At 74.1% G+C, this 26,905-nt stretch carries 23 protein-coding genes and 1 pseudogene; 8 read left to right on the forward strand and 16 right to left on the reverse strand.

Annotated features, from left to right (window positions below):
- Positions 1–31: 31 nt before the first annotated feature.
- The 3 genes from H9657_RS12370 to H9657_RS12380 form a co-directional block, all read right to left on the reverse strand.
- On the reverse strand, positions 32–1,315 hold the full coding sequence (locus tag H9657_RS12370) for an MFS transporter (protein WP_191783720.1): 1,284 nt from the start codon (positions 1,313–1,315) through the stop codon (positions 32–34).
- A gap of 93 nt (positions 1,316–1,408) precedes the next feature.
- Positions 1,409–1,909 carry a gluconokinase gene (locus H9657_RS12375; RefSeq protein WP_318241471.1) on the reverse strand — a complete coding sequence of 167 codons (501 nt, stop codon included), beginning with the start codon at positions 1,907–1,909 and terminating at the stop codon, positions 1,409–1,411.
- Between the two features lie 97 nt (positions 1,910–2,006).
- The gene (locus H9657_RS12380; protein WP_191783721.1) at positions 2,007–2,357 is read right to left on the reverse strand and encodes a YtxH domain-containing protein; all 351 of its coding nucleotides are present in this window, start codon (positions 2,355–2,357) and stop codon (positions 2,007–2,009) included.
- A 258-nt stretch (positions 2,358–2,615) separates the two neighbouring features.
- Between H9657_RS12380 and H9657_RS12385 the strand changes: the two genes are divergently transcribed.
- The 3 genes and pseudogenes from H9657_RS12385 (at position 2,616) to H9657_RS19175 (ending at position 5,766) form a co-directional block, all read left to right on the forward strand.
- Positions 2,616–4,007: an APC family permease gene (locus H9657_RS12385; protein WP_191783722.1), complete on the forward strand. Its 1,392-nt coding sequence runs from the start codon at positions 2,616–2,618 to the stop codon at positions 4,005–4,007.
- Between the two features lie 39 nt (positions 4,008–4,046).
- Positions 4,047–4,709 (forward strand): annotated as a pseudogene (locus H9657_RS19170) (cation:proton antiporter domain-containing protein); the annotation flags it as partial.
- 121 nt (positions 4,710–4,830) lie between these two features.
- On the forward strand, positions 4,831–5,766 hold the full coding sequence (locus H9657_RS19175) for a cation:proton antiporter domain-containing protein (protein WP_225215233.1): 936 nt from the start codon (positions 4,831–4,833) through the stop codon (positions 5,764–5,766).
- Positions 5,767–5,782: 16 nt separating this feature from the next.
- Here the strand turns inward: H9657_RS19175 and H9657_RS12395 are convergent, their stop codons facing one another.
- Complete coding sequence (locus H9657_RS12395; RefSeq protein WP_191783723.1) at positions 5,783–6,118, reverse strand: hypothetical protein; 336 nt, start codon at positions 6,116–6,118, stop codon at positions 5,783–5,785.
- Between the two features lie 91 nt (positions 6,119–6,209).
- The gene (locus H9657_RS12400) at positions 6,210–8,576 is read right to left on the reverse strand and encodes an ATP-binding cassette domain-containing protein (protein WP_191783724.1); all 2,367 of its coding nucleotides are present in this window, start codon (positions 8,574–8,576) and stop codon (positions 6,210–6,212) included.
- Positions 8,577–8,713: 137 nt separating this feature from the next.
- On the opposite strand from H9657_RS12400, the gene H9657_RS12405 reads away from it, so the two are divergent.
- Both H9657_RS12405 and H9657_RS12410 read left to right on the forward strand, forming a co-directional pair.
- A complete protein-coding gene (locus H9657_RS12405; protein WP_191783725.1) occupies positions 8,714–10,846 on the forward strand; it encodes a SpoIIE family protein phosphatase in 2,133 nt (710 codons plus the stop codon).
- Positions 10,847–10,907: 61 nt separating this feature from the next.
- The gene (locus tag H9657_RS12410) at positions 10,908–11,840 is read left to right on the forward strand and encodes a VOC family protein (protein WP_225215234.1); all 933 of its coding nucleotides are present in this window, start codon (positions 10,908–10,910) and stop codon (positions 11,838–11,840) included.
- Positions 11,841–11,862: 22 nt separating this feature from the next.
- Here H9657_RS12410 and H9657_RS12415 read toward each other — a convergent pair whose 3' ends face one another.
- Both H9657_RS12415 and H9657_RS12420 read right to left on the reverse strand, forming a co-directional pair.
- Positions 11,863–12,393 carry a GNAT family N-acetyltransferase gene (locus H9657_RS12415; protein WP_404813158.1) on the reverse strand — a complete coding sequence of 177 codons (531 nt, stop codon included), beginning with the start codon at positions 12,391–12,393 and terminating at the stop codon, positions 11,863–11,865.
- A 20-nt stretch (positions 12,394–12,413) separates the two neighbouring features.
- Complete coding sequence (locus H9657_RS12420; protein ID WP_191783727.1) at positions 12,414–13,025, reverse strand: TetR/AcrR family transcriptional regulator; 612 nt, start codon at positions 13,023–13,025, stop codon at positions 12,414–12,416.
- A gap of 65 nt (positions 13,026–13,090) precedes the next feature.
- Here H9657_RS12420 and H9657_RS12425 point away from each other — a divergent pair, with 65 nt between their 5' ends.
- On the forward strand, positions 13,091–13,513 hold the full coding sequence (locus tag H9657_RS12425) for an organic hydroperoxide resistance protein (protein ID WP_191783728.1): 423 nt from the start codon (positions 13,091–13,093) through the stop codon (positions 13,511–13,513).
- Between the two features lie 27 nt (positions 13,514–13,540).
- On the opposite strand, the gene H9657_RS12430 is transcribed toward H9657_RS12425, so the two are convergent.
- On the reverse strand, positions 13,541–14,059 hold the full coding sequence (locus H9657_RS12430) for a Fur family transcriptional regulator (protein WP_191783729.1): 519 nt from the start codon (positions 14,057–14,059) through the stop codon (positions 13,541–13,543).
- A gap of 177 nt (positions 14,060–14,236) precedes the next feature.
- On the opposite strand from H9657_RS12430, the gene H9657_RS12435 reads away from it, so the two are divergent.
- A complete protein-coding gene (locus H9657_RS12435) occupies positions 14,237–15,370 on the forward strand; it encodes a Nickel transporter NicT (protein ID WP_191783730.1) in 1,134 nt (377 codons plus the stop codon).
- A 9-nt stretch (positions 15,371–15,379) separates the two neighbouring features.
- Here the strand turns inward: H9657_RS12435 and H9657_RS12440 are convergent, their stop codons facing one another.
- From H9657_RS12440 to H9657_RS12475, 8 genes are all read right to left on the reverse strand, one after another.
- Positions 15,380–16,075, reverse strand: a complete 696-nt coding sequence (locus tag H9657_RS12440; RefSeq protein ID WP_191783731.1) for a response regulator — start codon at positions 16,073–16,075, stop codon at positions 15,380–15,382.
- Complete coding sequence (locus H9657_RS12445) at positions 16,072–18,582, reverse strand: sensor histidine kinase (RefSeq protein ID WP_191783732.1); 2,511 nt, start codon at positions 18,580–18,582, stop codon at positions 16,072–16,074. The genes H9657_RS12440 and H9657_RS12445 overlap by 4 nt, the downstream gene beginning before the upstream one ends.
- 2 nt (positions 18,583–18,584) lie before the next feature.
- Complete coding sequence (gene kdpC / locus H9657_RS12450) at positions 18,585–19,196, reverse strand: K(+)-transporting ATPase subunit C (protein WP_191783733.1); 612 nt, start codon at positions 19,194–19,196, stop codon at positions 18,585–18,587.
- Positions 19,197–19,212: 16 nt separating this feature from the next.
- Entirely contained in the window at positions 19,213–21,369 is a 2,157-nt protein-coding gene (gene kdpB, locus H9657_RS12455) for a potassium-transporting ATPase subunit KdpB (protein WP_191783734.1), read from the reverse strand.
- Positions 21,369–23,042 (reverse strand): potassium-transporting ATPase subunit KdpA, encoded by a 1,674-nt coding sequence (gene kdpA, locus H9657_RS12460; protein WP_191783735.1) that lies wholly within the window; start codon positions 23,040–23,042, stop codon positions 21,369–21,371. The genes kdpB and kdpA overlap by 1 nt, the downstream gene beginning before the upstream one ends.
- Entirely contained in the window at positions 23,042–23,131 is a 90-nt protein-coding gene (kdpF, locus tag H9657_RS12465; RefSeq protein ID WP_191783736.1) for a K(+)-transporting ATPase subunit F, read from the reverse strand. The genes kdpA and kdpF overlap by 1 nt, the downstream gene beginning before the upstream one ends.
- Before the next feature lie 355 nt (positions 23,132–23,486).
- Positions 23,487–24,464, reverse strand: coding sequence for a bile acid:sodium symporter family protein (locus tag H9657_RS12470; protein ID WP_191783737.1), 978 nt, complete (start codon positions 24,462–24,464; stop codon positions 23,487–23,489).
- A gap of 155 nt (positions 24,465–24,619) precedes the next feature.
- Positions 24,620–25,441, reverse strand: a complete 822-nt coding sequence (locus tag H9657_RS12475) for an alpha/beta hydrolase (protein ID WP_191783738.1) — start codon at positions 25,439–25,441, stop codon at positions 24,620–24,622.
- A gap of 350 nt (positions 25,442–25,791) precedes the next feature.
- On the opposite strand from H9657_RS12475, the gene H9657_RS12480 reads away from it, so the two are divergent.
- Positions 25,792–26,832: a 5'-3' exonuclease gene (locus tag H9657_RS12480; RefSeq protein WP_191783739.1), complete on the forward strand. Its 1,041-nt coding sequence runs from the start codon at positions 25,792–25,794 to the stop codon at positions 26,830–26,832.
- Positions 26,833–26,905 lie beyond the last annotated feature (73 nt).

Here is a 26,905-nt window from a genome sequence, read left to right on the forward strand (position 1 = left end):
TCGGAGGCTTCCGGCTGTGCCGACCCGCGTCTCAGGGCGTCGGGTGCCGCGCGTCGTAGTGCCAGAAGGTGCGCTGCGCGCGGACGAGCACCCACAGCAGCACGACGCACGCGACCCCGCCGATCACGGCCGCCCCGCCCTCGCCCACGCGTGTCGACAGGGCGCCGAGCACCAGCTCGCCCAGGCGCGGGCCGCCGGCCACGACGACGACGAACACGCCCTGCAGGCGCCCGCGCATGTGGTCCGGCGTGGCGGTCTGCAGGATCGTCTGCCGGAACACCGAGGACACCGCGTCGGACGCGCCCGCGAGCGCGAGCGTCACGACCGCGAGGGCCAGCGCGAGCGGCAGCACGCCGTCCGGCGTCGTGCGGCCCGCGCTGACGAGGACGAGGCCGAACGCGACGATCGAGAGCCCCCACGCCGTGATGGCGCCCGCGATGACGCGTCCCTGCCAGCGCACGCGTGCCAGACCGCCGGAGAACAGGCCCGCGAGGATGCCGCCGGCGGCGATCGCCGCGGTCAGCACGCCCGTGGTCGTCTCGCCGCCGCCGAGGTAGAGGACGCCCACGGCGGGGAAGAGCACGCGCGGCATCGCGGTCACCATCGCGACGATGTCGACGAGGAACGTCATGCGCACGTTGGGCTGCGTACCCAGGTAGCGCAGGCCGTCGACCACGGACCCCAGGCCCAGGCGCTGCCGGCGGTCGTCGGACGGCTCGGGCGGCACGGGCGGCAGGCGCAGCAGGGCCGTGAGCGCGAACGTGAACAGCACCGCGTCCACGGCGTACGCCCAGACGTAGCCGATGCCGGCGACCAGCGCGGCACCCGCGAGCGGCCCGAGCGTCAGCGCGACGTTCCAGCCCATGGTCTGCAGCGCGTTGGCCGCGGGCATCAGGCGCGGCTCGAGCAGGCGCGGGATGATCGCGGACCGCGCGGGCGAGTTCACGGCGCCCGCGGCCGACTGGACCGCGACCAGCGCGTACAGCACGCCCACGTGCTCGTTGCCGACCGCGGCCTGCGCGACCAGCGCGAGGACGGCGACCCACGACACGACGGACGCGACCACGGCGACCGTGCGGCGGTCGTAGTGGTCGACGAGCGCGCCCCCGTACAGCCCGAAGACCACCAGCGGCACGAGCGCGCAGATGCCCAGCACGCCCACGGCCAGCGTCGAGGCCGTCAGCGCGTACACCTGCAGGCCGACCGCGACGACCGTGAGCTGCGAGCCGAGGTTGGCGACCGACAGGCCCAGCCACAGCCGCCGGAACGCCGGGCTGACGCGCACGGGGGTCAGGTCGACGAGCAGCGAACGCACCGGAGCACCCTACGTTGCTCGGGGCAACGGACCCCGCGGCCGACGATGCGGCCAGGCCAGGGCGGTCAGGCCGGGGCGGCGAGGCCGGGGCGGTCAGGCCAGGGCGGTCAGGGCGTCCTTGACGACGACGTCCGGCCCGCCGGCCACCGGGACCGTGACGCCGTCCTCGTCGGCGGCGAGCGGCTCGAGCGTCGCGAGCTGGGACTCCAGCAGGCTCGGGGGCATCCAGTGCCCGCTGCGGTGCACGACGCGCTCGCGCAGGTCCTCGGGCGGGACGTCGAGGAGCAGGAAGCGCACGCGTCCCTGCGCCCCGCGCAGCACGTCGCGGTACGGCCGGCGCAGCGCCGAGCACGCGACGACGGTCGACGTGCCCTCGACGGCGTGCGCGCTCATCGCGTCGCGCACGGCCCGCAGCCAGGGGCCGCGGTCGTCGTCGTCGAGGGGCGTCCCGGCGCTCATCTTGGCGACGTTCGCCTCGGGGTGCAGCGCGTCCCCCTCGAGGAACGGCCTCCCGAGCCGGTCCGCGACCGCCTGCCCGACGGTCGACTTGCCGGTACCGGACACTCCCATGACCACCAGGTGCTCGACGTCCACGCGCCCACCCTGCCATCCGTGGGGCGGCACCACCGCCGACCGGAGCTCCGTCCCCCGCACGTCACCCTCCCCGGGACGGGGTTCCGGCCGGCGGGTGTCAGGCGCGAGGGGCGTCGGGGTTGGCGTCGTCGGCGTCGACGAGCGGGCCGTCCGCCGGCTCCCACGTCGACGCGCCGTACGACGCGTCGTCGTCCGACGAGTCCGACGAGCCGGACGAGCCGAACCTGCTCTTCGCGGTCGAGACCGCCTTCTCCTTCAGGGCGCCGCCCTGCGTCTTCGCGAAGTCGGTCGCGGCCTGCTCCGCGTCGTGCACGTACCCCTGCACGCGCGGGTCCTGCCACGTGTCCGACGCCCACGTCTTGATCTTCTCGAACTGCTGACGGCCGGCACGGGTGCCCAGCAGGTAGCCGACCCCGGTGCCGACGACGAACGCGAGCTTGCCCTTCATGGGTGTCCTCCTTCGCCCCGGCCGCACGGGCCGGGGGGTGCGTGTGGTCGTACGAGGGCGGCGACCGGCCGGCGAGGCCCTCGGACGGGCGACCCCACCGGGCCACGTCGCCGGAGCCACCGAGCGTAGGGCCGCGGCGGTCTGCCCGCGCGGTGAGCGGCGCGGCCGTCGGGCCGCCGGCCTCGACGCGCGGCGACCGCACGGCGGCGCGAGACTGACGGGCAGACCGGCCGCCGGCCGGATGACCCGGAGGCTGCCATGGTCGCCACCTCGCCCGCCCCCACCCCGGCCCTCAAGCGCTCGGTCGGGCGACGCATGCTGCTGGTCTTCGTCATCGGCGACATCCTCGGCGCCGGCATCTACGCGCTCACCGGCAAGGTCGCCGGGCAGGTCGGCGGTGCGATCTGGATCCCGTTCCTGCTCGCCTTCGGGCTCGCGGCGCTGACGGCCACGGCGTACGCCGAGCTCGTCGGCCGCTACCCGCGCGCCGCGGGGGCGGCCGTGTACGCGCAGCGGGCCTTCGGACGGCCCTTCCTGACGTTCCTCGTGGCGTTCGCGGTGCTCATGAGCGGCATCACGAGCGCGAGCGCGGCGGCGCGGGCGTTCGGCGGCGACTACCTGGCCGAGCTGGTGACGGTCCCCACGCTCGTGGCCGCCTGGGTCTTCGTCCTGGGCATCGCGGTGGTCAACGCCGTCGGCGTCTCGGAGTCGGTGCGCGTGAACCTGGTCCTCACGGCGATCGAGGTCACGGGGCTCGTCGTGATCCTCGTCATCGGCGCGCGCGCCTTCCTGTCCGGCGAGGGCGACCCGGGCCGCGCCATGACGCTCAGCAGCGACGGACCGGTGTGGATGGCCGTGCTGGGCGGCACCGCGCTGGCGTTCTACGCCCTGCTCGGGTTCGAGGACTCCGTGAACCTGGCCGAGGAGTGCCGGCACCCGCGCAACGACTTCCCGCGTGCGCTGCTGGGCGGTCTCGCCGTCGCCGGCGTGATCTACCTCGCGGTGGCGTTCACGACCTCGATGCTCGTCGACACCGCGACGCTCGCGGAGTCCACCGGGCCGCTGCTGGAGGTGGTCCGGGTCGCGGGCCTGGTCTTCCCGCCGTGGCTGTTCGCGCTCATCGCGCTCGTCGCGGTGTCGAACACCGCCCTCATCAACATGATCATGGCGTCCCGCGTGGTCTACGGGATGTCGCGCGAGGGCATCGTGCCGTCCTGGCTGGGCCGCGTCGACCGCCGCCGCCGGACACCCTGGGTCGCGATCGCGTTCACGACCGTCATCGCGCTCACCCTCGTCAGCACCGGTGACCTGTCCGGGCTCGCGGACACCACCGTGCTGCTCCTGCTGCTCGTCTTCGCGGTGGTCAACGTCTCGGTGCTCGTGCTGCGACGGCGCCCGGAGGACCGCGACGCCCGGGTCGACGGTGACGGCCCGCGCGGCTTCCGGGCGCCCACGTGGGCGCCCGTGGTGGGTGCGGCCGTGTCGCTGGTCCTGGCGTCGCCGCTCACGGGGCGGTCGGCCGACGTGTACGCGCGTGCCGGCCTGCTGCTCGGCATCGGCGTCGTGCTGTACGTCGTCAACCGGCTGTTCGTCGGGCCGGCGCCGCAGGCTGAGACGATCAGCACGTCCGCCGTGACCGACCCGCCCTGACCGATCCGCCCTGACCAGGGCCCTGCCGTGAGGTGATGCATGGACCCGGTGGTGTTCGCCGTCCTGGCAGTGCTCGTGATCGTGGCCGTGACGTCGTTCGCACCGCGGGTCGGGGTGGCCGCGCCGCTGGTGCTCGTGCTCATCGGGACGGCCGTGAGCCTGCTGCCGTTCGTGCCCGCGATCGAGGTGGAGCCCGAGCTGATCCTCGCGGTCGTGCTGCCACCCCTGCTGTACTCGTCGGCCACCAACATGCCGACGATGGACTTCCGGCGCGACTTCCGCACGATCTCGGCGTTCTCGGTGGTCCTGGTCGTCGTGTCGGCCGTCGTCGTGGGGTTCGTGCTCGCCGAGATCGTGCCCGGGATCACGCTGCCCACCGGCATCGCGCTCGGCGCGATCGTCAGCCCCACCGACGCGGTGGCGACCTCGATCGTCCGCAAGGCCGGGGTGTCGCCGCGCATCGTCACGGTGCTCGAGGGCGAGTCCCTGCTCAACGACGCGTCCGCGCTCGTGCTGCTGCGCTCCGCGATCGTCGCGACCGCCGGGACCGTCTCGCTGTGGGGCGTCGTCGGTGACTTCGTGTACGCGGTCGTCGTGGCCGTGGTCGTCGGGTTCGTCGTGGGCCGGCTGCACGTCTGGGCGCGCGGGCACCTGGCGCAGACGACGTCGAACGTCGCGCTGTCGTTCGTCGTGCCGTTCGTCGCGTTCCTGCCGGCCGAGCACCTGGGCGGGGGGGGGCTGGTCGGGGCGGGGAGGGCGGGGCGGGCCAGGGGCTACGCCGCGCGGCGGGCGCGGCGGGCGCGACCGCGTCACCGAGCACGCCGTGTGGCGCACGATCGAGCTGCTGCTCGAGGGCGCGGTCTTCCTCGTCATGGGGCTCGAGGTCTTCGCGCTCGTCGAGGACGTGGAGGAGGCGCACGAGAGCGCGTGGCTCGCGCTCGGCCTGGGTGCGCTCACCGCCACGCTCGTGGTCGTGCTGCGCTCGGCGTTCGTCGCCTGGTCGGTGTGGGAGCTGTCCCGACGGGTCGACCGCACGCCGCAGGTGCGCAGCCGGCTCGAGCACGCGCAGGCGCGGCTCGACGCGGGCGAGCAGCTCCCGCCGCTGCCCGGCAGGCGGCACGGCCGGACCGCCGCCGAGGGGACGGCAGCCGTCGGCCGGCGGGTGCGGCGCCGCATCGCCGACATCGACTACCTGACGGCCGAGCGGTTCGGTCCGCGCGAGGGCGTCGTGCTGGTCTGGGCCGGCATGCGCGGCGTCGTGACGCTCGCCGCCGCGCAGTCGCTGCCGTCGGACACGCCGCAGCGCTCGCTGCTCGTGCTCGTCGCGTTCGTCGTCGCGGCCGGCACGCTGCTCGTGCAGGGCGCGACGCTGCCGTGGCTCACGCGGCGCCTGGGCCTGACGGGACGCGACGTGGAGGACCGCGCGGCGCTCGACGAGCTGCGCGCGGACCTGCAGCGCGCCGCCCTGCAGCGGCTCGAGGACCCCCGGCTGCGCCAGGCCGACGGCACGCCCTTCCCGCCCGAGACGGTCGAGCGCGCGCGTCAGCGGCTGACGATCCTCGAGTCGGCCGCGGAGGACGACGCGGACCTGCAGGCCCGCGAGCGCGCGGCCGACCTGCGGCTGCGGGTCCTGGCGCTCCAGGCGCAGCGCAAGGAGCTGCTGCACCTGCGCGACCTGGGCACGTACCCGTCGTCGACGCTGCGTCAGGCGCTGGCGGAGCTCGACGCGGTGCAGATCGGCATCGAGCTCAGGTCCTGACGCGTCCCGCGGTCCGTCAGGACCACGGCAGGCCCGTCGGCCACGTCACGTCCGCCTGCCACGCGCGGGCGGCCTCCTGCACGCCGCGCAGCAGGTCGAGGACGGCGTCGCGCATCGCGGGATCCGCCTGCAGCAGCCCGACCACGACGCCGGCGGTCGCCGCGAGAGTCAGCACGGCCAGGGCGAGGTCCCGCCACACGTGCCGCCGCGGCCGCGTCGCGTGCCGCACGGCGAGCGGCGCACCGGCCGCCCGGGTGTGCTGCGGGGGCCGCACCCAGGATCGGTCGCGGGCGTGGTGCGCCGTGCCGCGAGGTGCACGGCGCGGTCCACGGCGGTCGACGATGGTCGCCATTGCGACAAACTAGACAAACCCGTCGCCGCGCGCGTCCATCATTCGGGTCACGCCGCCGAACCTCACCTGGACGAGTGACCTGCTGGGGCGCTCAGGCGCCCACGTACACCGCCAGGTGCTGCCCCGTGAGCGTCGAGCGGTCCGCGACCAGGTCGCTCGGCGTGCCCTCGAAGACCACGCGTCCCCCGTCGTGCCCGGCGCCGGGGCCGAGGTCGATGATCCAGTCGGCGTGCGCCATGACGGCCTGGTGGTGCTCGATCACGATGACGGACTTGCCCGCGTCGACCAGCCGGTCGAGCAGCCCGAGGAGGTTCTCGACGTCGGCCAGGTGCAGGCCGGTGGTCGGCTCGTCGAGCACGTAGACGCCGCCCTTGTCGCCCAGGTGCGTCGCGAGCCTGAGGCGCTGGCGCTCACCGCCGGACAGCGTCGTGAGCGGCTGGCCGAGGGTCACGTACCCCAGCCCGACGTCGACGAGGCGCTGCAGGATCGCGTGCGCCGCGGGGATGCGGGACTCGCCCGCGGAGAAGAACTCCTCGGCCACGGTCGCGGGCATCGCGAGCACCTCGCTGATGTCCCGCCCGCCGAGCCGGTACTCCAGCACCTCGGCCAGGAAGCGGCGACCCTCGCAGACCTCGCACGTCGTCGAGACGCCGGCCATCATGCCGAGGTCGGTGTAGACGACGCCCGCACCGTTGCAGACGGGGCACGCGCCCTCGGAGTTGGCGCTGAACAGCGCGGGCTTGACGCCGTTGGCCTTGGCGAACGCCTTGCGGATCGGCTCGAGCAGCCCGGTGTACGTCGCGGGGTTGGACCGCCGCGACCCCTTGATGGCCCCCTGGTCGATCGCGACGACGTCGTCTCGCCCGGCGACGGACCCGTGGATCAGCGAGCTCTTGCCCGACCCGGCCACGCCGGTGACGACGACGAGCACGCCGAGCGGCACGTCCACGTCGACGTCCCGCAGGTTGTGCGTGGCCGCGCCACGGATCTCGAGCACACCGGTCCGGGACCGCACGGAGTGCTTGAGCGTCGCCCGGTCGTCGAGGTGGCGGCCCGTGAGGGTGCCGCTGCCCCGCAGGCCGTCGACCGTCCCCTCGAACACCACGTGGCCACCGTCGGTGCCCGCACCGGGCCCGAGGTCGACGACGTGGTCCGCGATCGCGATGGCCTCGGGCTTGTGCTCGACGACGAGCACGGTGTTGCCCTTGTCGCGCAGCCGCAGCAGCAGGTCGTTCATGCGCGCGATGTCGTGCGGGTGCAGGCCGACGGTCGGCTCGTCGAAGACGTACGTGACGTCGGTGAGCGAGGACCCGAGGTGCCGGATCATCTTGGTGCGCTGCGCCTCGCCGCCCGACAGCGTGCCCGACGGGCGGTCGAGCGACAGGTACCCCAGCCCGATCTCGACGAACGAGTCGAGGCTCTCGCGCAGGGCCCCGAGCAGCGGCGCGACCGACGGCTCGTCGAGCCCGCGCACCCACGCGGCGAGGTCGGTGATCTGCATCGCGCACACGTCGGCGATGTTCAGCCCGCCGATCCGCGACGCGCGCGCCCCCTCGTTGAGGCGCGTGCCGCCGCACTCGGGGCACGTCTGGAACGTGATCGCGCGCTCGACGAACGCGCGGATGTGCGGCTGCATCGCGTCGACGTCCTTGGCGAGGAACGACTTCTGGATCTTGGGGATCAGGCCCTCGTAGGTGACGTTGATGCCCTCGACCTTGATCTTCGTCGGCTCCTTGTACAGGAGCGCGTGCAGCTCCTTGTCGGTGAAGTCCCGGATCGGCTTGCCCGCGTCGAAGAAGCCGGAGCCGCGGAAGATGCGCCCGTACCAGCCGTCCATCGTGTACCCGGGGACGGTCAGCGCGCCCTCCTCGAGCGACTTCGCGTCGTCGTACAGCGCCGTGAGGTCGAAGTCGTTGACCTTGCCCATGCCCTCGCAGCGGGGGCACATGCCGCCGATCTGCTCGAACGAGACCTTCTGCGCGCGCTTGTGCCCCTGCTCGACGGAGATCGCGCCGCTGGCACGCACGGTCGGCACGTTGAACGAGTAGGCCTGCGGCGAGCCGATGTGGGGGTCACCCAGGCGGCTGAACAGGATCCGCAGCATCGCGTTGGCGTCGGTCACGGTGCCGACCGTCGAGCGCGAGTTGGCGCCCATGCGCTCCTGGTCCACGATGATCGCCGTGGTCAGGCCCTCGAGGACGTCCACGTCGGGGCGCGCGAGCGTGGGCATGAAGCCCTGCACGAACGCGCTGTAGGTCTCGTTGATGAGACGCTGCGACTCCGCCGCGACGGTGCCGAACACCAGCGAGCTCTTGCCCGACCCGGAGACGCCCGTGAAGACCGTGAGCCGGCGCTTCGGCAGGTCGACGCTGACGTCCCGGAGGTTGTTCACCCGCGCGCCGTGCACGCGGATGAGGTCGTGGGTGTCGGCGCGGGCTCCGGGCGTGGGGGTGCTCATGTGTCCTCCGTGACGGTGCGGGCGCCCTCAGCGTAGGACCCGGCTCCGACACGCCCTGCGGGCCGCCCCTCGCCTCGCCGGGCCACGCCGCGCGTGGCACGCTCCGGGTGACAGGGGGCCGAGGGTGAGGAGACCACGTGCAGGCATCGGCGGACGACGCGACCAGCGACCCGCAGCCCGTCGACGCGCGCACCGCACGCCTGTCGCTGCTGGACTCGGCCGCCCAGGCCGCCGGCCTGGGCACGTTCCAGTGGGACCTGGTCACGGGTGCGCTGCACTGGGACCCGACGCTCCTCGAGGTCTTCGGCTACGACGAGACCACGTTCCCCGGCACGATCGAGGCGTTCGACGCCCGGCTGCACCCCGGCGACGCCGCCCTCGTCTCGGCCGCGCTCGACAGCGCGGTCTCGACGTGCGGCGTGTACGAGGCCGAGTTCCGCGTGGTGCAGCCGGACGGCTCGGTGCGCTGGCTGGCGGCGCGAGGGCGCGCGCTGGCGGGTCCGTCGGGGGACGCCGAGCACCTGATCGGCGTCACCACCGACACGACGGCGCTGCGCGAGCGGGACCTGCACGTCCAGCAGATCCTCGAGGACATGTCGACCGGCTACTTCTGGCTCGACGCGGACTGGCGGTTCGGCTACGTCAACGCCGAGGCGGAGCTGATCCTGGCCCGCACGCGCGCCGACCTGCTGGGCGGCGTCATCTGGGACCTGTTCCCCGCCGCCGTGGGGGCCTCGTTCGAGGAGCACTACCGCGCGGTCGCGCGCACGGGCGCACCGCACGTGTTCGACGCCTACTACCCGGCGCCCCTGGACGCCTGGTACGAGGTCCGCGCGATCCCCGAGCGGGGCGGCGTGGCCGTCTACTTCACGGACGTCACCGCGCGCCGGCGGGCCCTCGCCCTCGCCGAGGAGGGACGTGGCCGCTCCGACCTCCTCGCCGCGGTCGCGGCCGAGCTGGCCGACGCCGTCGACCCGGTCCAGGCCCTGCACGCGGTGCTGCCGCACCTCGTCCCCGGAGTCGCCGACTTCGCCATCGCGAGCCTGCTCGACGACGGCCCGGGCCCGTGGCGCACGCGCCTGCACGACGTAGCGGCGCGGCACGCCGACCCGGACCTGCAGCCGGTCCTCGACGAGTACCGGTCGATGCGGGTGCCCGCGCTGACGCGCACGTCGCTGGTCGCGGAGGTGCTCACGACGTCCCGGCCGGTGGTGCGGTTCGGCGCGACGTCGCTCGACGACATCGTGGAGCCCGGCCCCGTGCGCGACCTGCTCGGCCGGCTCGCACCCGAGACGCTCATGGTCCTGCCGCTGCGAGGGCGGGGCCGCACGCGGGGCGTCGTGACGCTGGCGCGCGGCGCGGGGCGCGGGGGCTTCACGGACGCCGACGTGACGGCGCTGCGGGACGTGACGGCCCAGATGGGCCTCGCGCTCGACAACGCCCACCTGCACTCGGCACGCCGGGACCTGACCGAGGAGCTGCAGCGCAGCCTGCTCACCGAGCTGCCCGAGCCGGACCACCTGCACCTGGTCGCGCGGTACGTGCCCGCGTCGACCGGCACCCAGATCGGCGGCGACTGGTACGACGCCTTCCTGCTGCGCGACGGCTGCACGTGCCTGGTCATCGGTGACGTCACGGGCCACGACCTGCAGGCGGCCGTCAAGATGGCGCAGATCCGCAACGTCCTGCGCGGTGGTGCGCACGCCGTGGTGCAGCCGCCCGCCGCGATCCTGTCGGCGTACGACTGGGCCGCGCGCGACCTCGCCATCGGCGCGTTCAGCACCGCGATCCTCGCGCGGATCGAGCAGCCGGACGACCTCGTCGAGCAGGGCGCGCGGCTGCTGCGCTGGTCCAACGCCGGCCACCTGCCGCCCCTGCTCGTGCAGCCCGACGGTCGCGCGGAGCTGCTGTGGCGGCCGAGCGACCTGCTGCTGGGCATGCGCGCGCACACGGTGCGCCAGGACCACACGGAGGTCCTGCTGCCCGGGGCCACGCTGCTGCTGTACACCGACGGACTGGTCGAGAACCGCGGCGAGCGCCTCCAGGTCAGCCTGGAGCGCCTGCGCGCGTGCGCCGAGCGGTACGCGGACCTTCCGCTGGACGAGTTCTGCGACGCGGTCGTCGCCGAGCTCGCGCCCTCGAACGACGACGACGTGGCCCTCCTGGCGGTGCGGGCGTTCCCGCAGGACGAGCCGCGACCGCCGGAGGCGGGACCGCGGCACGTCCCCGCCGACGACGACGAGGCACCGGTCCACGGTGCGTTTGATTGACGGTTGAAGTAATCTCCCGTAGCCTTCGGTTGTTTCGACAACCACAGGCCCGGAGATGACGATGACCACGCCGACCACGCCCGCCGCCCCCGTCGAGGAGGCCGTCCTCGCGCCCACCACGGCGATGGACGCCGTCACGCTGCACGTCGGCGACCTCGAGGGCATGTCGGCGTACTACGCGAACGCCATCGCGATGGAGCCGCTGGAGGAGCGCAGCCGCGGCCGTCAGGTGCACCGCGTGCTCGGCCGCGGCACCACACCCATGCTGCGGCTCGTCCACACCCCCGACCTCCCGACGGTCGACCCGCGCCAGGCCGGCCTCTTCCACACCGCGTTCCTCTTCGACGACGCGACGAGCCTGTCCGCCACCGTCTACCGTGCCGCGCAGGACCCGCGCAGCCGGTTCGTCGGGTCGAGCGACCACCTCGTCTCCGAGGCCTTCTACTTCACCGACCCCGAGGGCAACGGCATCGAGCTGTACACCGACCGGGACCGGGACCTGTGGCTGCACCGCGACGGCAACCTCGTCATGGGCACCGAGTACCTCGACCCCAACGCGTACCTGCGCACGCACCTGTCGCAGGAGGCCGTCGACGCCGGGCCCGCGCTCGCCGGGCGGGTCGGCCACGTGCACCTGCAGGTCGGCGACATCGCGGCGGCGGAGTCGTTCTACCTCGACGCCCTGGGCTTCGAGGCCACCGTGCGCGGCTACCCCGGCGCGCTGTTCGCGTCGGCGGGCGGCTACCACCACCACGTCGCGATGAACACGTGGAACAGCAAGGGCGCGGGCCCGCGCGCCTCGACGCTCGGGCTCGGGGACGTCGCGGTGACGGTGCCCGGACGCGAGGACCTCGACGCGCTCGCGGCCCGCCTGCGTGCCCGCGGCCTCGCCTTCGCCGACGACGGCCGCGCGATCACGCTGCGCGACCCGTGGGACACCCAGGTCACGGTGTCGGTGCCCGGCACCACGACGGCGGACCTGCTCGCACGCTGACGTCCGCGCCGCGCCCGCGTCGTCAGAGCCGCTTCTCCAGGAGGACGACGTCGAGCCAGGCGCCGGCGAGCGGCCCGTGCGTCATGAGCCCCAGCCGCTCGCGCGTCCCGACGACCCGGAACCCGGCGGCGGCGTGCAGCGCGAGGCTCGCGGCGTTCTGCGGGAAGACGCCGCCCTGCACGGTCCACAGGCCGCCGTCGCGCGCCGACGCGAGCAGCCGCTCGAGCAGGAGGCGGCCGACGCCCCGGCCGCGGGCGGCGGGCGCGACGTAGACGGAGTGCTCCACGACCCCCGCGTAGACCCGGCGGCGCGACACCGGCGAGACGGCGACCCACCCGACGACGTCGCCGCCGTCCAGCGCGACGAAGCGGTGCCCGGGCAGGTGCCCGGCGTCGAACTCGTCCCAGGTCGGCGGCCGCGGCTCGAACGTCGCCAGGCCCGTGGCGATGCCGGCGGCGTGGACGTCCAGGACCGCGGGCGCGTGCACGGGGAGCATCGGGGCGACGCGCAGCGCCCCGCCCGTCGACGTCACCGGGAGCGGGTCGGGTGGCATGGACCCATGATGCGCGCCCGTCAGCGCGCGCGGACCAGGTCCTCGACCGCGTCGCGCAGCGTCGCCCGGGCCGCGTCGGCGTCGTCGAGGTAGCCCGCGACCATGGCCCCGTCCCGCAGCGCCGTCCAGCGGCGCCCGCCCTCGTGCGGGTCGGGGTGGCCGCCGGCGCGCAGGGCCCGCGTGGCCGCGTCCTGCAGCCAGTCCCGGTGCGCGCGCACGACGCGCCGCACGGGGCTGCCGGGGTCCGGGAACTCGGCCGCGGCGTTGATGAACGGGCAGCCGCGGAAGCCGGGCCGGCACAGCTCGTCGGCGACGCGCAGCGTCATGCCCGTGAGCCACTCCCCCGCCGCGGCCGCGTCCTGGGGCACGTCCCCGACGGCCGCGCGCACGGCGCGGTCGGTCGCGTCGAGGTACGCGACCACCAGCGCCTCCTTGCCCGGGAAGTGCCGGTAGAAGGTCGCGCGCGTGACGCCCGCCTCGGCGATGACGCGGTCGACGCCCACGGCCCGCACGCCGTCCGCGTAGAACAGCTCGGACGCGGTGCGCAGCAGCCGCGCCCGGGCGGCGGACGGGCCGCGCGCCCCGACGGGCTCCGGCGTCGCACCGGCGGCCTGCGCGTCAGCGGTTGACATCCCGGCCTCCCGGAGGTGAGGTGGAGCAGTAAAGAGAACGAACGTTCTGTCTAGGAGGCTATCCCATGCCCGCTCTGTACACCGCGGTCGCCACCGCCACCGGCGAGGGCCGCGAGGGCCATACGCGCAGCTCCGACGGCCTCGTCGACGTCGACCTCGCCATCCCGCGCGAGATGGGCGGCCCGGGCGGCGCCACGAACCCCGAGCAGCTGTTCGCCGCCGGGTACGCCGCCTGCTTCCACAGCGCGCTGAAGACCGTGGCGCGGCGCGACCAGGTGACGTTCACGGACTCCGCGGTCACCGCCGAGGTCGGCATCGGCCCCACCGACGGCGGCGGGTTCGGGCTCGAGATCGCGCTGCGCGTCGAGCTCGGGGGCGTCGACCAGGCGACGGCCGAGCGCCTCGTCGAGGCCGCGCACCAGGTGTGCCCCTACTCGAACGCGACGCGCGGCAACGTCCCGGTCACGCTCGAGACCGTGACCGCCTGACGCACACGACGACCGCCGGGCGGGCGCTCAGCGCGCGTGCCCGCCCGGCGGGTCACCCGTCACGCACGCCGCGCACAGCCCCGACAGCGCGACGTGCGTCGGCTCGACGGTGAACCCGTCGCGGTCCAGCACGGCGCGGGCCACGTCGTCGAGCAGGTCGGCCGGCAGGTCCTGGACCGCACCGCACCGGCGGCACTCGGCGTGCAGGTGCTCCCGGCCGCCGTGCGCCAGGTGGTAGGCCGTGCCGGTGCGCCGCACGTGGACGTGCTGGACGACCCCGAGGTCCGCGAGCGCGTCGAGCGTCCGGTAGACCGTGGCGCGGTGGACCCCCGCGTCCAGGGCCGCCACCCGGCCGACGACCTCCTCCGCGCCGAGGTGCCCCCCGTCGCACGCCAGGACCGTCAGGACCGCGCGACGCGCGCGGGTCATGCGCTCACCGCGTGCCCGCAGCAGCACGCCGACGCGCTCGATGGTCGTCGCCGGGTCCGCGGCCACCGCTCCCTCGGCCACGGTCGCCGCCGGCCGGCGGACCACCTCGCTCGTCATCGATCCCGCCCCTCACGACGACGGCCGTCCGACCGTCCGGTTCACGGTGGTCCCACTCTAGGACGGGCGGTCTGCCCGATGTCGCCCGTTCTGGTGCAGTCACGACCGTGTCGCAGTAGCGTGGCAAGCGGCGCACGCACCCGATGCCCTCGGGTGCGACGCATCCGGGGGAGCGCCATGACAGCGACGTCGAGCACGCGCACAGGGACGATCCGCGGCCGGGGCCGCCTGACCCGCGGCGAGTGGGTGTCGATCTCCGTCATGGCGGCGGTCGTGCTCGCGCTCACGGTCGTCGGCTGGGGCGTGCTCGTCCTGGTCGTCGCGCCCGCGCAGTACCAGGTCGACTCGACCACGGTGTTCGGCGTCGGGCTGGGGCTGACCGCGTACACCCTGGGCATGCGGCACGCGTTCGACGCCGACCACATCGCCGCGATCGACAACACCACGCGCAAGCTCATGACCGACGGGCAGCGGCCCGTGTCCGTCGGCTTCTGGTTCTCGCTCGGGCACTCGAGCATCGTGTTCCTGCTGTGCGTGCTGCTCGCGCTCGGCGTGCGCGCGCTGGCGGGGCAGGTCGAGGACGAGTCGTCGACGCTGCAGCAGACCACCGGCATGATCGGCATCTCGGTGTCCGCGGTGTTCCTGCTCGTCATCGGCGTCGTCAACCTCGTCGTGCTGCGCCAGATCCTCCAGGTGTTCCGGGACATGCGCGGCGGCGCGTACGACGAGGCGACGCTCGAGCAGCACCTGGCCAACCGCGGGCTGATGAACCGCATCCTGTCGGGCGCGACCAAGGCCGTCCGCAAGCCGTGGCACATGTACCCCGTGGGCCTGCTGTTCGGCCTGGGCTTCGACACCGCCACCGAGGTCTCGCTGCTCGTGCTCGCGGGCGGCGCCGCGGCGTTCGAGCTGCCCTGGTACGCGATCCTCACGCTGCCCGTGCTGTTCGCGGCGGGCATGACGCTGCTCGACTCGATCGACGGCTGCTTCATGAACTTCGCCTACGGGTGGGCGTTCTCGCAGCCCGTGCGCAAGGTCTACTACAACCTCACGGTGACGGGGCTGTCGGTCGCGGTGGCGCTGCTCATCGGGGGCATCGAGGTGCTGTCCGTCGTCACCGAGAAGCTCGGCCTGGAGTCCGGCCCCGTGGCGTGGGTCGGCGGTCTCGACCTCGGCTACGTGGGCTTCCTCGTGGTCGGGCTGTTCGTCGCGACCTGGGCCGTCTCGCTCGCGGTGTGGCGCTTCGGACGCGTCGAGGAGCGCTGGACCGCGCACCTGCGACCCGCACCGGCGGTCACCGAGCGCGAGTGAGGCGCCGGGTCAGACCGCCGTGCCGGCCGCGCCGTCGGGCTCGAAGCGGTAGCCCATCCCCGCCTCCGTCAGCAGGTGGCGCGGGTGCGCCGGCACGGGCTCGAGCTTCTTGCGCAGCTGCGCGACGTACAGCCGCAGGTAGCCGGTGTCCGTGACGTGCTGCGACCCCCAGATCTCGGTCAGCAGGGTCTGGCGCGTCACGAGGCGGCCGGGGTGGCGCACCAGCCGCTCGAGCACCTGCCACTCGGTGGGCGTCAGGCGCACGTGCGCACCGTCGCGCAGCACGGTGCGGGCCGACAGGTCGACGGTCACGTCACCGAACCGCACGACGGGCGCGGCGTCCTCGTGCGCCGCCCGCCGGGTGAGCGCGCGGATGCGCGCGAGCACCTCCTCGATCGAGAACGGCTTGGTGACGTAGTCGTCGGCGCCCGCGTCGAGCGCCTCGACCTTGTCCGCCGCGCCCGTGCGCCCCGAGACGACGAGGATCGGCGCCTCGGACCAGCCCCGCACGGCGTGGATGACGTCGACGCCGTCGAGGCCGGGCATGCCGAGGTCGAGCATGAGGACGTCGGGCCGGTGGTCGATCGCGGCCGTGATGGCCTGCGGGCCCGACGTGGCGGTCACGACGTCGTACCCCTGCACCGCGAGCGTGATCCGCAGCGCCCGCAGGATCTGCGGGTCGTCGTCCGCGACGAGGATCCTCATGCCGCCCCCTCCGTGCCGTCCGGCGCGACCTCGGGCAGCGCCACCACCATCGTCAGGCCGCCGCCCGGCGTGTCCTCGGGGGTCAGCGTGCCGCCCATGCCGGTGACGAACCCCTTGGACAGCGCGAGCCCGAGCCCCAGGCCGGTCGAGTTGTCGGTGTCCCCCAGCCGCTGGAACGGCACGAACACGTCGTCGCGACGCTCGCGCGGGATGCCGGGACCGTGGTCGACGACGCGGATCTGGACGGTACCCGCGAACGCGCTGGTCGCGACCCGCACGCGAGTGCCGGGCGGTGCGTGGCGCGTCGCGTTGGCCAGCAGGTTCACCACGACGCGCTGCAGCAGCACGGGGTCACCGACCACGGGCGGCACGTCGAGGTCCAGGTCCAGCCCGACCTCGTCCGGGCCCAGGCCCAGCTCGTCGAGCGCCACCAGGACGACGTCGGCGGTGTCGACGTGCGCCCGCGCGAACGCCAGCACGCCCGCGTCGAGGCGGCTGACGTCGAGGAGGTCGGTCATCAAGGTCGCCAGGGCGCGCAGGCTCTCGTCGGCGGTGTCGAGCAGCTCGGCGTGGTCGGCGGCGCTGAGCCGCGCACCGCCCGTGCGCAGCCCGCCGACGGCCGCCGTCGCGGCGCTCAGCGGGCGACGCAGGTCGTGGCTGAGGGCCGAGAGCAGCGCGCTGCGCACGCGGTCGGACTCGGTGAGGTGGTCGACCTCGCTGGCGGCCGACGCGAGGTCGCTGTGCTCGAGCGCCGCGCGCAGCTGCACCGCGATGACGTTGAGCAGCCGCCGCTCGGAGGCCGCCAGCGCGGGGCCGTACAGCTCGAGCGCGGCGCGCTCGTCGACGGTCACGGTCGCGGACGGGTCGCCCGGCGGGACGTCGCCGTCCGACGCGAGCACCGTGCCGCCCGGGCTGCCACCGACGACGAGACGCGCGGCCGTCATGCCGAACGCCTCGCGTGCACGGCCGACGAGCGCCGCGACCGCGTCCTGCCCGCGCAGCACGCTGCCGGCGACCGTGGCCAGCAGCTCGGACTCCGCCGCGGCGCGGTGCGCGGCCCGCGTGGTGCGCGCGGCGCGGTCCACCACGACGCTGACCAGCACCGCGATGACGACGTAGAGCAGCAGCGTGAGCAGCTGCACGGGGTCGGCCACGGTGACGGTCCGGTACGGCTCGACGAAGAAGTAGTCGATCGTCAGCCCGGACAGCACCGCGGCGTACACCGCGGGCCACGCCCCGCCGACCAGCGCGACCAGCACGACGAGCAGCTGGTAGGCCAGCACGTCGGTGCTCGCGGTGCCCTCGTCGCGCGTCGCGACGAGCAGCCACGTCAGCAGCGGCCCGCCGAGGACCGCGAGCGCGAACCCGGCCACGCGCCGCCGCAGCGTCAGCGCACCGCCGATGCGCGGCAGCGTCGGCCGCGCGCCGGCGGCGGCGTGGTTGACGACGTGCACGTCGATCTTGCCCGCCTCGCGCGTCACGGTCGCACCGATGCCCGGGCCGCTGAGCGCGGTGGCGAGCCAGCCGCGGCGGGACACGCCGATGACGAGCTGCGTCGCGTCGACCGCGGTGGCGAACTCGACGAGCGCGCGCGGCACGTCGTCGCCGACGACCTGGTGGTACGTGCCGCCGAGCTGCTCGACGAGCGCCCGCTGGTGCGCCAGCGCGCCGGGCGCCGCACCGCGCAGCCCGTCCTGCCGCGTGACGTGCACGGCGAGCAGCTGCCCGCCGGCCGAGCGCGCGGCGATGCGCGCGCCGCGCCGGACGAGGGTCTCCCCCTCCGGCCCCCCGGTGAGCGTGACGACGACGCGCTCGCGCGCCTCCCACGGGCTGTCGATGCCGTGCTCGGTGCGGTAGTGCCGCAGCGCGGCGTCGACCTCGTCGGCCAGCCACAGCAGCGCGAGCTCGCGCAGCGCCGTGAGGTTGCCGAGCCGGAAGTAGTTCGACAGCGCCGCGTCGACGCGCTCGGCCGGGTACACGTACCCGCCCGCGAGCCGGTCGCGCAGCGCCTGGGGTGCGAGGTCGACGACCTCGACCTGGTCGGCCGCGCGCAGCACGGCGTCCGGGATGGTCTCGCGCTGGACGACGCCGGTGATCTTCTCCACCACGTCGTTGAGGGACTCGATGTGCTGGATGTTCACGGTCGAGACCACGTCGATCCCGGCGTCGAGCAGCGCGTCGACGTCCTGCCACCGCTTGGTGTGGGTCAGGCCCGGGGCGTTGGTGTGCGCCAGCTCGTCGACGAGAGCGACGTCGGGGTGGCGCCCGAGCACCGCCGCCAGGTCCAGGTCGGTCAGCTCGACGCCCCGGTGCTGCACGGTGCGCCGCGGCAGCACCTCGAGCCCCTCGACCAGGGCGGCCGTCGCGGCGCGGCCGTGGGTCTCCACGACCGCGACCACGACGTCGCGCCCCTCGTCGCGCAGGCGGCGGCCCTCCTCGAGCATCGCGTACGTCTTACCGACGCCCGGTGCCGCACCGAGGAGGACGCGTAGCCGCCCGCGCGTCATGCTCAGCCCTCCAGGTCGTCGAGGGCGAGGTTGAGCCGCAGCACGTTGACGGTCGGTTCGCCCACGAAGCCCAGGCCGCGTGCCCCAGTGTGCCGCTCGACGAGGTCCGCGACGGACGCCTCGCCCAGACCGCGCGCGTCGGCCACCCGTGCGACCTGCAGCGCGGCGTACGCCGGGCTGATGTGCGGGTCCAGGCCCGACGACGACGCGGTCACCGCGTCGGCCGGCACGTCGGTGGGGTCGACGCCCTCGAGCACGGCCACCTGCGCGCGGCGCTCCTCGATCGCGGCGACCAGGTCGGGGTTCTCCGGGCCGAGGTTGGACCCCGACGACGCGCCCGCGTCCCACCCGTCGCCCGCGGCCGACGGCCGGGACTGGAAGTACTGCGGCAGCGCGGCGCCGTCGGCGTCCGTGAAGCCCTGGCCGATCAGCGCGGAGCCCACGACGGTGCCGTCGGCCCCCGTGACGAGGGAACCGTCGGCCTGGGCCGGCGCGACGAGCCGGGCCGCGCCCGTGACGACGGCCGTGTAGCCGACGACGGCGAGCGTGAGGACGAGCGTCGCGCGGGTCGCGACCGCCAGGGTGCGGCCGACGCCGCGGGTCGTGGTGGACATGTGCGGTGACTCCATCTCAGTAGCCGGGGATGAGGCGGACGACCAGGTCGATGAGCCAGATGCCCACGAACGGCGCGACGACACCGCCGACCCCGTAGACCAGCAGGTTGCGCCCGAGGATCGCCGAGGCGTCGAGGGGCCGGTACCGCACACCGCGCAGGGCGAGCGGGATGAGCGCCACGATGACCAGCGCGTTGAAGACGATCGCGGACAGCACGGCCGACGACGGCGAGCTCAGACCCATGACGTTGAGGGCCTGCAGGCCCGGGAACACGCCCATGAACATCGCGGGGATGATCGCGAAGTACTTGGCGACGTCGTTGGCGATCGAGAACGTCGTCAGGGCACCGCGCGTGATGAGCAGCTGCTTGCCGATGCGCACGACGTCGATGAGCTTGGTCGGGTCCGAGTCGAGGTCGACCATGTTGCCGGCCTCCTTCGCGGCCGACGTGCCCGAGTTCATGGCCATGCCCACGTCCGCCTGCGCGAGGGCCGGGGCGTCGTTGGTGCCGTCGCCCGTCATCGCGACCAGGTGACCGCCGTCCTGCTCCTTGCGGATCAGCGCGAGCTTGTCCTCGGGCGTGGCCTCGGCGAGGAAGTCGTCGACGCCGGCCTCGGCCGCGATGGCGCGCGCGGTCAGGGGGTTGTCGCCCGTGACCATCACGGTGCGGATCCCCATGGCCCGCAGCTCGGCGAACCGCTGGGCGAGCCCCTCCTTGACGACGTCCTTGAGGTGCACGACGCCGAGCACGCGGCCGGGCTGCCCCGGCGCCCTGACCGCGACGACCAGCGGCGTGCCGCCGGACTGCGCGACGTGCTCGACGGCGGCCGTCATCTCGGCGCGCAGGTCGTCGGCCAGGGGCGTGCCACCCTCCTCGAGCCACGCGGTGACGGCCGAGCCGGCGCCCTTGCGGATCTGCGTGCCGTCCGGCTCGTCCAGGCCCGACATCCGGGTCTGGGCGGTGAACGGCACGACCTCGCCGGGCACGCCCTGCCCCACGTCGACGCCGTCGCGGCGCGCGAGGTCCACGATCGACGTGCCCTCGGGGGTGGGGTCGGCCAGCGACGACACCGCGGCGGCCCGCACGAGCTCGGCCTGCGGCGTGCCGCCCAGCGCGAGGAACTCCGCTGCCTGCCGGTTGCCGTAGGTGATCGTGCCGGTCTTGTCGAGCAGCAGCGTCGTCACGTCACCGGCGGCCTCGACGGCGCGCCCGGACATCGCGAGCACGTTGTGCTGCACGAGCCGGTCCATGCCTGCGATGCCGATGGCGGAGAGCAGCGCGCCGATCGTCGTCGGGATCAGGCACACGAGCAGCGCGACGAGCACCGCCACGCTCACCGGCGCCGCCGCGTACGACGCGATCGGGTTGAGCGTGAGCGCCACGACGACGAACACGATCGACAGCGACGCCAGCAGGATCGACAGGGCGATCTCGTTGGGGGTCTTCTGCCGGCTCGCGCCCTCGACCAGCGCGATCATCCGGTCGACGAACGTCTCACCGGGCTGGGAGGTGATGCGCACGACGATCCGGTCGGACAGCACGCGCGTCCCGCCCGTCACCGCGGAGCGGTCGCCGCCGGACTCCCGGATCACGGGGGCGGACTCCCCCGTGATCGCGGACTCGTCGACCGACGCGATGCCGTGGACGATCTCACCGTCCCCCGGCACCAGCTCGCCCGCGGTGACCACGACGACGTCGCCGAGCCGCAGGTCCGCCGACGACACCTCGACGAGCCGCGCCCGCGTCGCGTCGGGGTCGCCGACCTCGTCGTACGTCGCGACCTGGTGCGCGGCGGTGGCCGTGCGGGTGCGGCGCAGGGAGTCGGCCTGCGCCTTGCCGCGCCCCTCGGCGACGGACTCGGCGAGGTTGGCGAACACCACGGTGAGCCACAGGACGACCGCGATGACGGCCGTGAACGAGCCCGGCACGTCGGTGCCGCCGGACTGCGCCGGCCCGCCGACGAACGGCTCCACGACGGCGAGCACGGAGGTCAGGGCGGCCCCGACCCACACGATGAACATCACCGGGTTGCGCCACATGCCGCGCGGGTCGAGCTTGCGGAACGCACCGGGCAGGGCCGCGCGGACCTGCCCCCAGGTGAACGCGCCCTGCGGGGTGGGTGCCGGTGCCGATGCGGCCGGCGCGGTCGGTCGGACGAGGGTGGTGGACATCAGATCAGCCCTTCCGCCAGGGGACCCAGCGCGAGAACGGGGAAGTAGGTCAGTGCCGTGAGGATCACGACGACGCCCGCGAGCAGCCCGACGAACTGCGGGCGGTGCGTGGGCAGCGTCCCGGCGCTCGTCGGCACCTTGTCCTGCTGCGCGAGCGACCCGGCGAGCGCCAGGACGAGCACGACGGGCACGAAACGGCCCAGCAGGATCGCGACGCCGAGCGCGGTGTTCAGCCAGGGCGTGTTGGCGGTGATGCCGGCGAAGGCGGAGCCGTTGTTGTTGGCCGCGGACGTGAAGGCGTAGAGCACCTCGGACATGCCGTGCACGCCGGGGTTCCAGATGGACGTGCCCTCGACGCTGTCGCGCAGCGCCGGGACGGCGAAGCTCAGCGCGGTGCCCGCGAGCACGAGCGTGGGCGTCACCAGGATGTAGAGGCTGGCCAGCTTGATCTCGCGCGGGCCGATCTTCTTGCCCAGGTACTCCGGCGTGCGGCCCACGAGCAGGCCGGCGACGAACACCGCGACGACCGCGAGGACGAGCATCCCGTACAGGCCGGACCCGACGCCGCCGGGCGCGACCTCGCCGAGCATCATGTTGAGCATCGGCAGCATGCCGCCCAGCGCGGTGTACGAGTCGTGCATCGAGTTGACCGCACCCGTCGACGTGCCGGTGCCCGTCGTCGCGAACAGCGCGGTCCACACGATCCCGAAGCGCGTCTCCTTGCCCTCGGTCGCGGCGCCCGCGAGCTGCGGGGCGGTGCCCATGGCGGCGGACTCGAGCGCGACCAGCGCCACGAACGAGACCGTGAACAGCGCCGCCATCGTGCCGGCGATCGCGTAGCCCTGGCGGTGGTCGCCGACCATGCGGCCGAACGTGCGCGGCAGGCAGAACGGGATCACGAGCATGAGCAGGATCTGCAGCAGGTTGGTCCACTGCGTCGGGTTCTCGAACGGGTGCGCGGAGTTCGCGTTGTAGAACCCGCCGCCGTTGGTGCCGAGCAGCTTGATCGCCTCCTGCGAGGCCACGGGCCCGCCGGGGATGCTCTGGGTGCCGCCCGCGAGCGTCGTGACGTCGGTGAAGCCCGCGACGTTCTGCACCACGCCGCCCACGACGAGCGCGAGCGCCGCCACGGCCGCGACGGGCAGCAGGATGCGCAGGAAGCCGCGCACCAGGTCGACCCAGAAGTTGCCGATCGTCCCGGAGCGCCGGTACGCGAACCCCCGGACGAGCGCGACGGCGACGGCCATGCCGACGGCGGCCGAGACGAAGTTCTGCACGGCCAGGCCGGCGGTCTGCACGGTGTAGCCGAGCGTGACCTCCGGCGAGTACGACTGCCAGTTGGTGTTGCCGACGAACGACGCCGCGGTGTTGAACGACAGGTGCTCCGACGGCGCGGGCAGCCCGAGCGACCACGGCAGCCACTGCTGCGTGCGCTGCAGCGCGTAGACGACGACCATCCCGACGAACGAGAAGGCCAGCACGCTGCGCAGGTAGGTGGGCCACGTCTGCTCGGTGCGCGGGGCCACGCCGAGCACGCGGTACAGGCCGCGCTCGACCTTCCCGTCGCGGTCGGTGCTGTAGACGTGCGCCATGTGGTCGCCGAACGGGCGGTACAGCGCGGCCAGGACGAGCAGGACCGCTCCGAGGCTCAGGAGCGTCGTCAGCGCCGTCATCAGAACCGCTCCGGCTTCACGAGCGCGACGACGAGGTAGACGATCCCGGCGACGGCGAGGACGGCTGCGGTGAGCTCCACGACGATCACAGCTTCTCCACCGCCTTGCCGATCCAGGCGGTCAGCGCGAACACGGTGACCGTGCCGAGCAGGTAGACGATGTCGAGCACGCCGATCTCCACTTCGCAGGCTCGGCCCCCGCCGCAGCGGGTGCCGGGGCACCCGCTCGGGTGCCCGCAGCGATGCAACACCGCTGCGGACCGCGGGGAGCCGGTCCTCACGGAACCCATACGCCGAGGGCCCGACCCCTGACGCCTCCCTGACGCCGCGTCGCGTCAGGCGCTGCCGAGGGTCCGCACCGTGAGCCGCAGGGCGACGCTCCGCGGGCACCGGTCGGGCGCGGCGACGACCTCGCGGACGCGCGGCGCGCCCAGCCCGCGCGCGGTCAGGCGGGGTCGGTGGCCGCGCGCGCCAGACGGCGGGCCAGGACCGCGCAGACGACGATCTGCAGCTGGTGGAAGGCGATGACCGGCAGCGCGACGCTCGCCGCGACCGCGGGCGCGAACAGCACCGCCGCCATCGGCAGCCCCGTCGCCGCCGACTTCTTCGACCCGCACATCAGCAGCGCGACGCGGTCGCCGCGATCGAGGCCGAGGCGCCCGCCGCCCCACCACGTCAGCGCGAGCATCGCGGCGAGCACGACGCCGCACACGACCAGCAGCGCCACGAACGTCCCGACCGTGAGGTCGCTCCAGGCACCCTCGGACTGCGCCTCGCTGACGGCCGTGAACACGACCAGCAGGATCGTCGCGCGGTCCGTGACCTTGGTGAGCCTGCCGTGCCGCCGCAGCCACCCGCCGATCCACGGCTGCACGCACTGGCCGACGACGAACGGCAGCAGGAGCTGCACGAGGATCCCCGTCACCGCGCTGCCGTCGAGCCCCGCACCGGTCGCACCCAGCAGCACCGCGACCAGCAGCGGCGTCAGCAGCACGCCCAGCACGTTGGAGATCGTCGCGCCCGTGATCGCCCCCGCGACGTTGCCGCGCGCGATCGACGTCATGACGACCGACGACTGCACGGTCGACGGCAGCACCGACAGGTAGAGCAGACCACGACGCAGGTCGGGGTCGAGCACCGCGTCGGGCAGCAGCTGGACGGCGAGGCCCAGCAGCGGGAACACCAGGTAGGTGGCGGCGAGCATCGACCCCTGCAGCCGGAACCGCCGCAGCCCGTCGACGACCTCGCGGGTGGGCATGCGGGCGCCGTAGAGGAAGAACAGCAGGACGATCGCGCCCGTGCGCACGGCGTCCAGGCCTGCCGCGACCCCGTCGGGGACGGGCACGAGCAGCGCCAGGACGAGGACGCCCAGGATCATCGCGGTGAGCGGGTCGAGCCACCGCAGCCAGGTCGGTGTCCTCATGCCGGACGACGGCGGGCGCGGCGGAGCGGCTTCACGGGCACATCTTCGCTCACGCGCGCACCCGTCCGGTGCGACGTCCGGCCGCTCGGGTGTCACCGCGCTCGTCGTCTCCGCCTGCGCCGCGGTGGGCTCGCGGGACGGACGTCGTCGGAGGATCAGGCCGGGCGTCCCCCGCCGGCGTGCTCCAGCGCCCACGTCAGCGCGTGGTCGGCGACCGCCTCCCAACCGGGGGCCGCGCACGTCCAGTGGTCACGCCCGGGGAAGGCGTGGAAGTCCGTGAGCGCCGGCGAGGCGCCCCAGTGCCGGGCGTTCGACCTGTTCACGCTCGCGGGCATGATGTGGTCCTCCTCCCCCGCCAGGAAGAGCAGCGGCGCGCGGTCGCCCGCGTAGTCGACCCACGTCTCCTGACGTCCGGGCGTGAAGTTGGCCAGCAGCCCGTACGCCCAGATCCACGCGCCGGGAGCGGGGATCGCGTACCGCTCCCATGCCGCGCGCGAGTCCTCCGCGCTCAGCGTGTTGGCGAACGCGTAGTGGAACTCCTCGGGCGTGAAGCCGACCGCGCGATGCCGCGACGCGGGGTTGCGCAGGGCCGGGAACAGCGAGCGGGCCTGCGACAGCGGCGTGACGTGCACCCCCTCGGGCGGTGCGGAGTCGATGACCACCCCGGCGGCACCGAGGCCCCGGGCGAGCAGCAGCTGCGTGAGGGTCCCGCCGAACGAGTGGCCCATGATGATCGGCGGCGCGTCGAGGGACTCGATGACACCCGCCAGGTGGTCGACCGTGTCGGGGACGGTCAGCCCGGCGATGACCTCGGGGTTCTCCCGCAGCGCCTCCACCTCGATCTCGAACCCCGGGTAGGACGGGGTCAGGACCCGCAGGCCCTTGCTCTCGTAGTACGGGACCCACTGCTCCCAGCTGCGGGGGGTCATCCACAGTCCGTGCACGAGCACGACCGTGTCGGGGGCTTGGTTCGTCATGGCGCAGTCCTCTCCGGCGTCGATGGTCACGAGCAGGTGCGAGGTGCGCGGCCGGGGTGCGAGGGCCGCAGGCGTGCGCCGCCGGGTATGCCCGGTACGACGGGCCGTGGGACGACTATCCAGGGGTGCCGCCGGGGTGTCCAGACCCGACGCCGCGCCCCTCAGGCCGCCCACCTCCTCCCGCATGACGCGACGCGGCGTCGTCGAGACCGGGCCCGCTCGTCGTACCGGTCTCACGGGACGACCGAGGCCGGTCTCGGCGAGGCCGGCTCCCCCGTCATGGACCGCCGTCGCCTAACCTGGGGGCGCACCCGAGAAAGGACCCGGGCGGCACGCGCCGCCCGACCCCCATGACGAAGACCCTCCTGGCCGTCGACGGCAACTCCCTGCTCCACCGCTCGTTCCACGCACTGGCGGGCTCGCAGCTGCGCACCCGTGACGGGCAGCCCACGTGGGCCGTCAAGGGCGCGCTGTCGCAGATCCTCGGGGCGGTCGACCGGGTGGCCGCCGACGCCGTCGTCATCGGGTTCGACGACGCGGCCGGCAACGAGCGCAAGGTCGCGCACCCCCACTACAAGGCGCACCGCACCGAGAAGCACGCCGACCTGGTCACGCAGCTCTCGCTCGCGGTCGACGTCTTCTGGTCCGCGGGCCTGCACGTCGTGATCCCCGACGGCCTCGAGGCCGACGACGTCCTGGCCTCGGCCGCCTCCACGGCGACGGCCGAGGGCTGGCACACCGTCGTGTGCACGTCCGACCGCGACGCGTTCGCGCTGGTCACGGAGACGACGTCGGTGCTGCGGATCATCAACGGCGGCGTCGAGGCCTCCCCCGTGCTCAACCCGGAGCGGCTGCGCATCCTGCTCGGCATCGACCCCTGGCAGTACCGCCAGTACGCGGCGATGCGCGGGGACGCGTCGGACAACCTCACGGGCATCCGCGGCATCGGCGAGAAGACGGGCGTCGCGCTGCTCAACGCCTTCGGGTCCGTCGAGGCCGCCTTCGCCGACATCGACACCAACGACGGCGCCCGCGTCGCCGAGGTGCTCGGCAAGGCGTGCGTCAAGAAGCTCGCGGACCCCGACGGGCGCGCGGCGTTCTGGCAGAACGTCGAGCTCATGACGATGCGCACGGACCTGGACCTCGAGACGGACCTGGCCGCGGGCACAGGCCCGGGGGTGCTGCCGCTGGACCCGCAGGCGCTGCACGATGCGTTGGCCCGGGTCGAGTTCCACTCGCTGCAGTGGCTGGCGGCGCGTGTGCTGGCCGGAGCCGCCGCGGACGCGCCCCGCGAGGCCGTGACACGGGCCCCGGCCCCCGTCCGCGAACCCGTGACCGTCACGGCGGCCGTCGTGGACACCGAGGACGAGGACGACCTGACGCTGTTCTGAGCGAGGACCCCGTGCCACCCGCAACGCCGCGCTTCCTCGTGTCGTGACGGAGGCGGTCCCGGTGCAGGATGCA

Source organism: Cellulomonas avistercoris, assembly GCF_014836445.1.
GTDB classification, from domain to species: Bacteria; Actinomycetota; Actinomycetes; order Actinomycetales; family Cellulomonadaceae; genus Cellulomonas; species Cellulomonas avistercoris.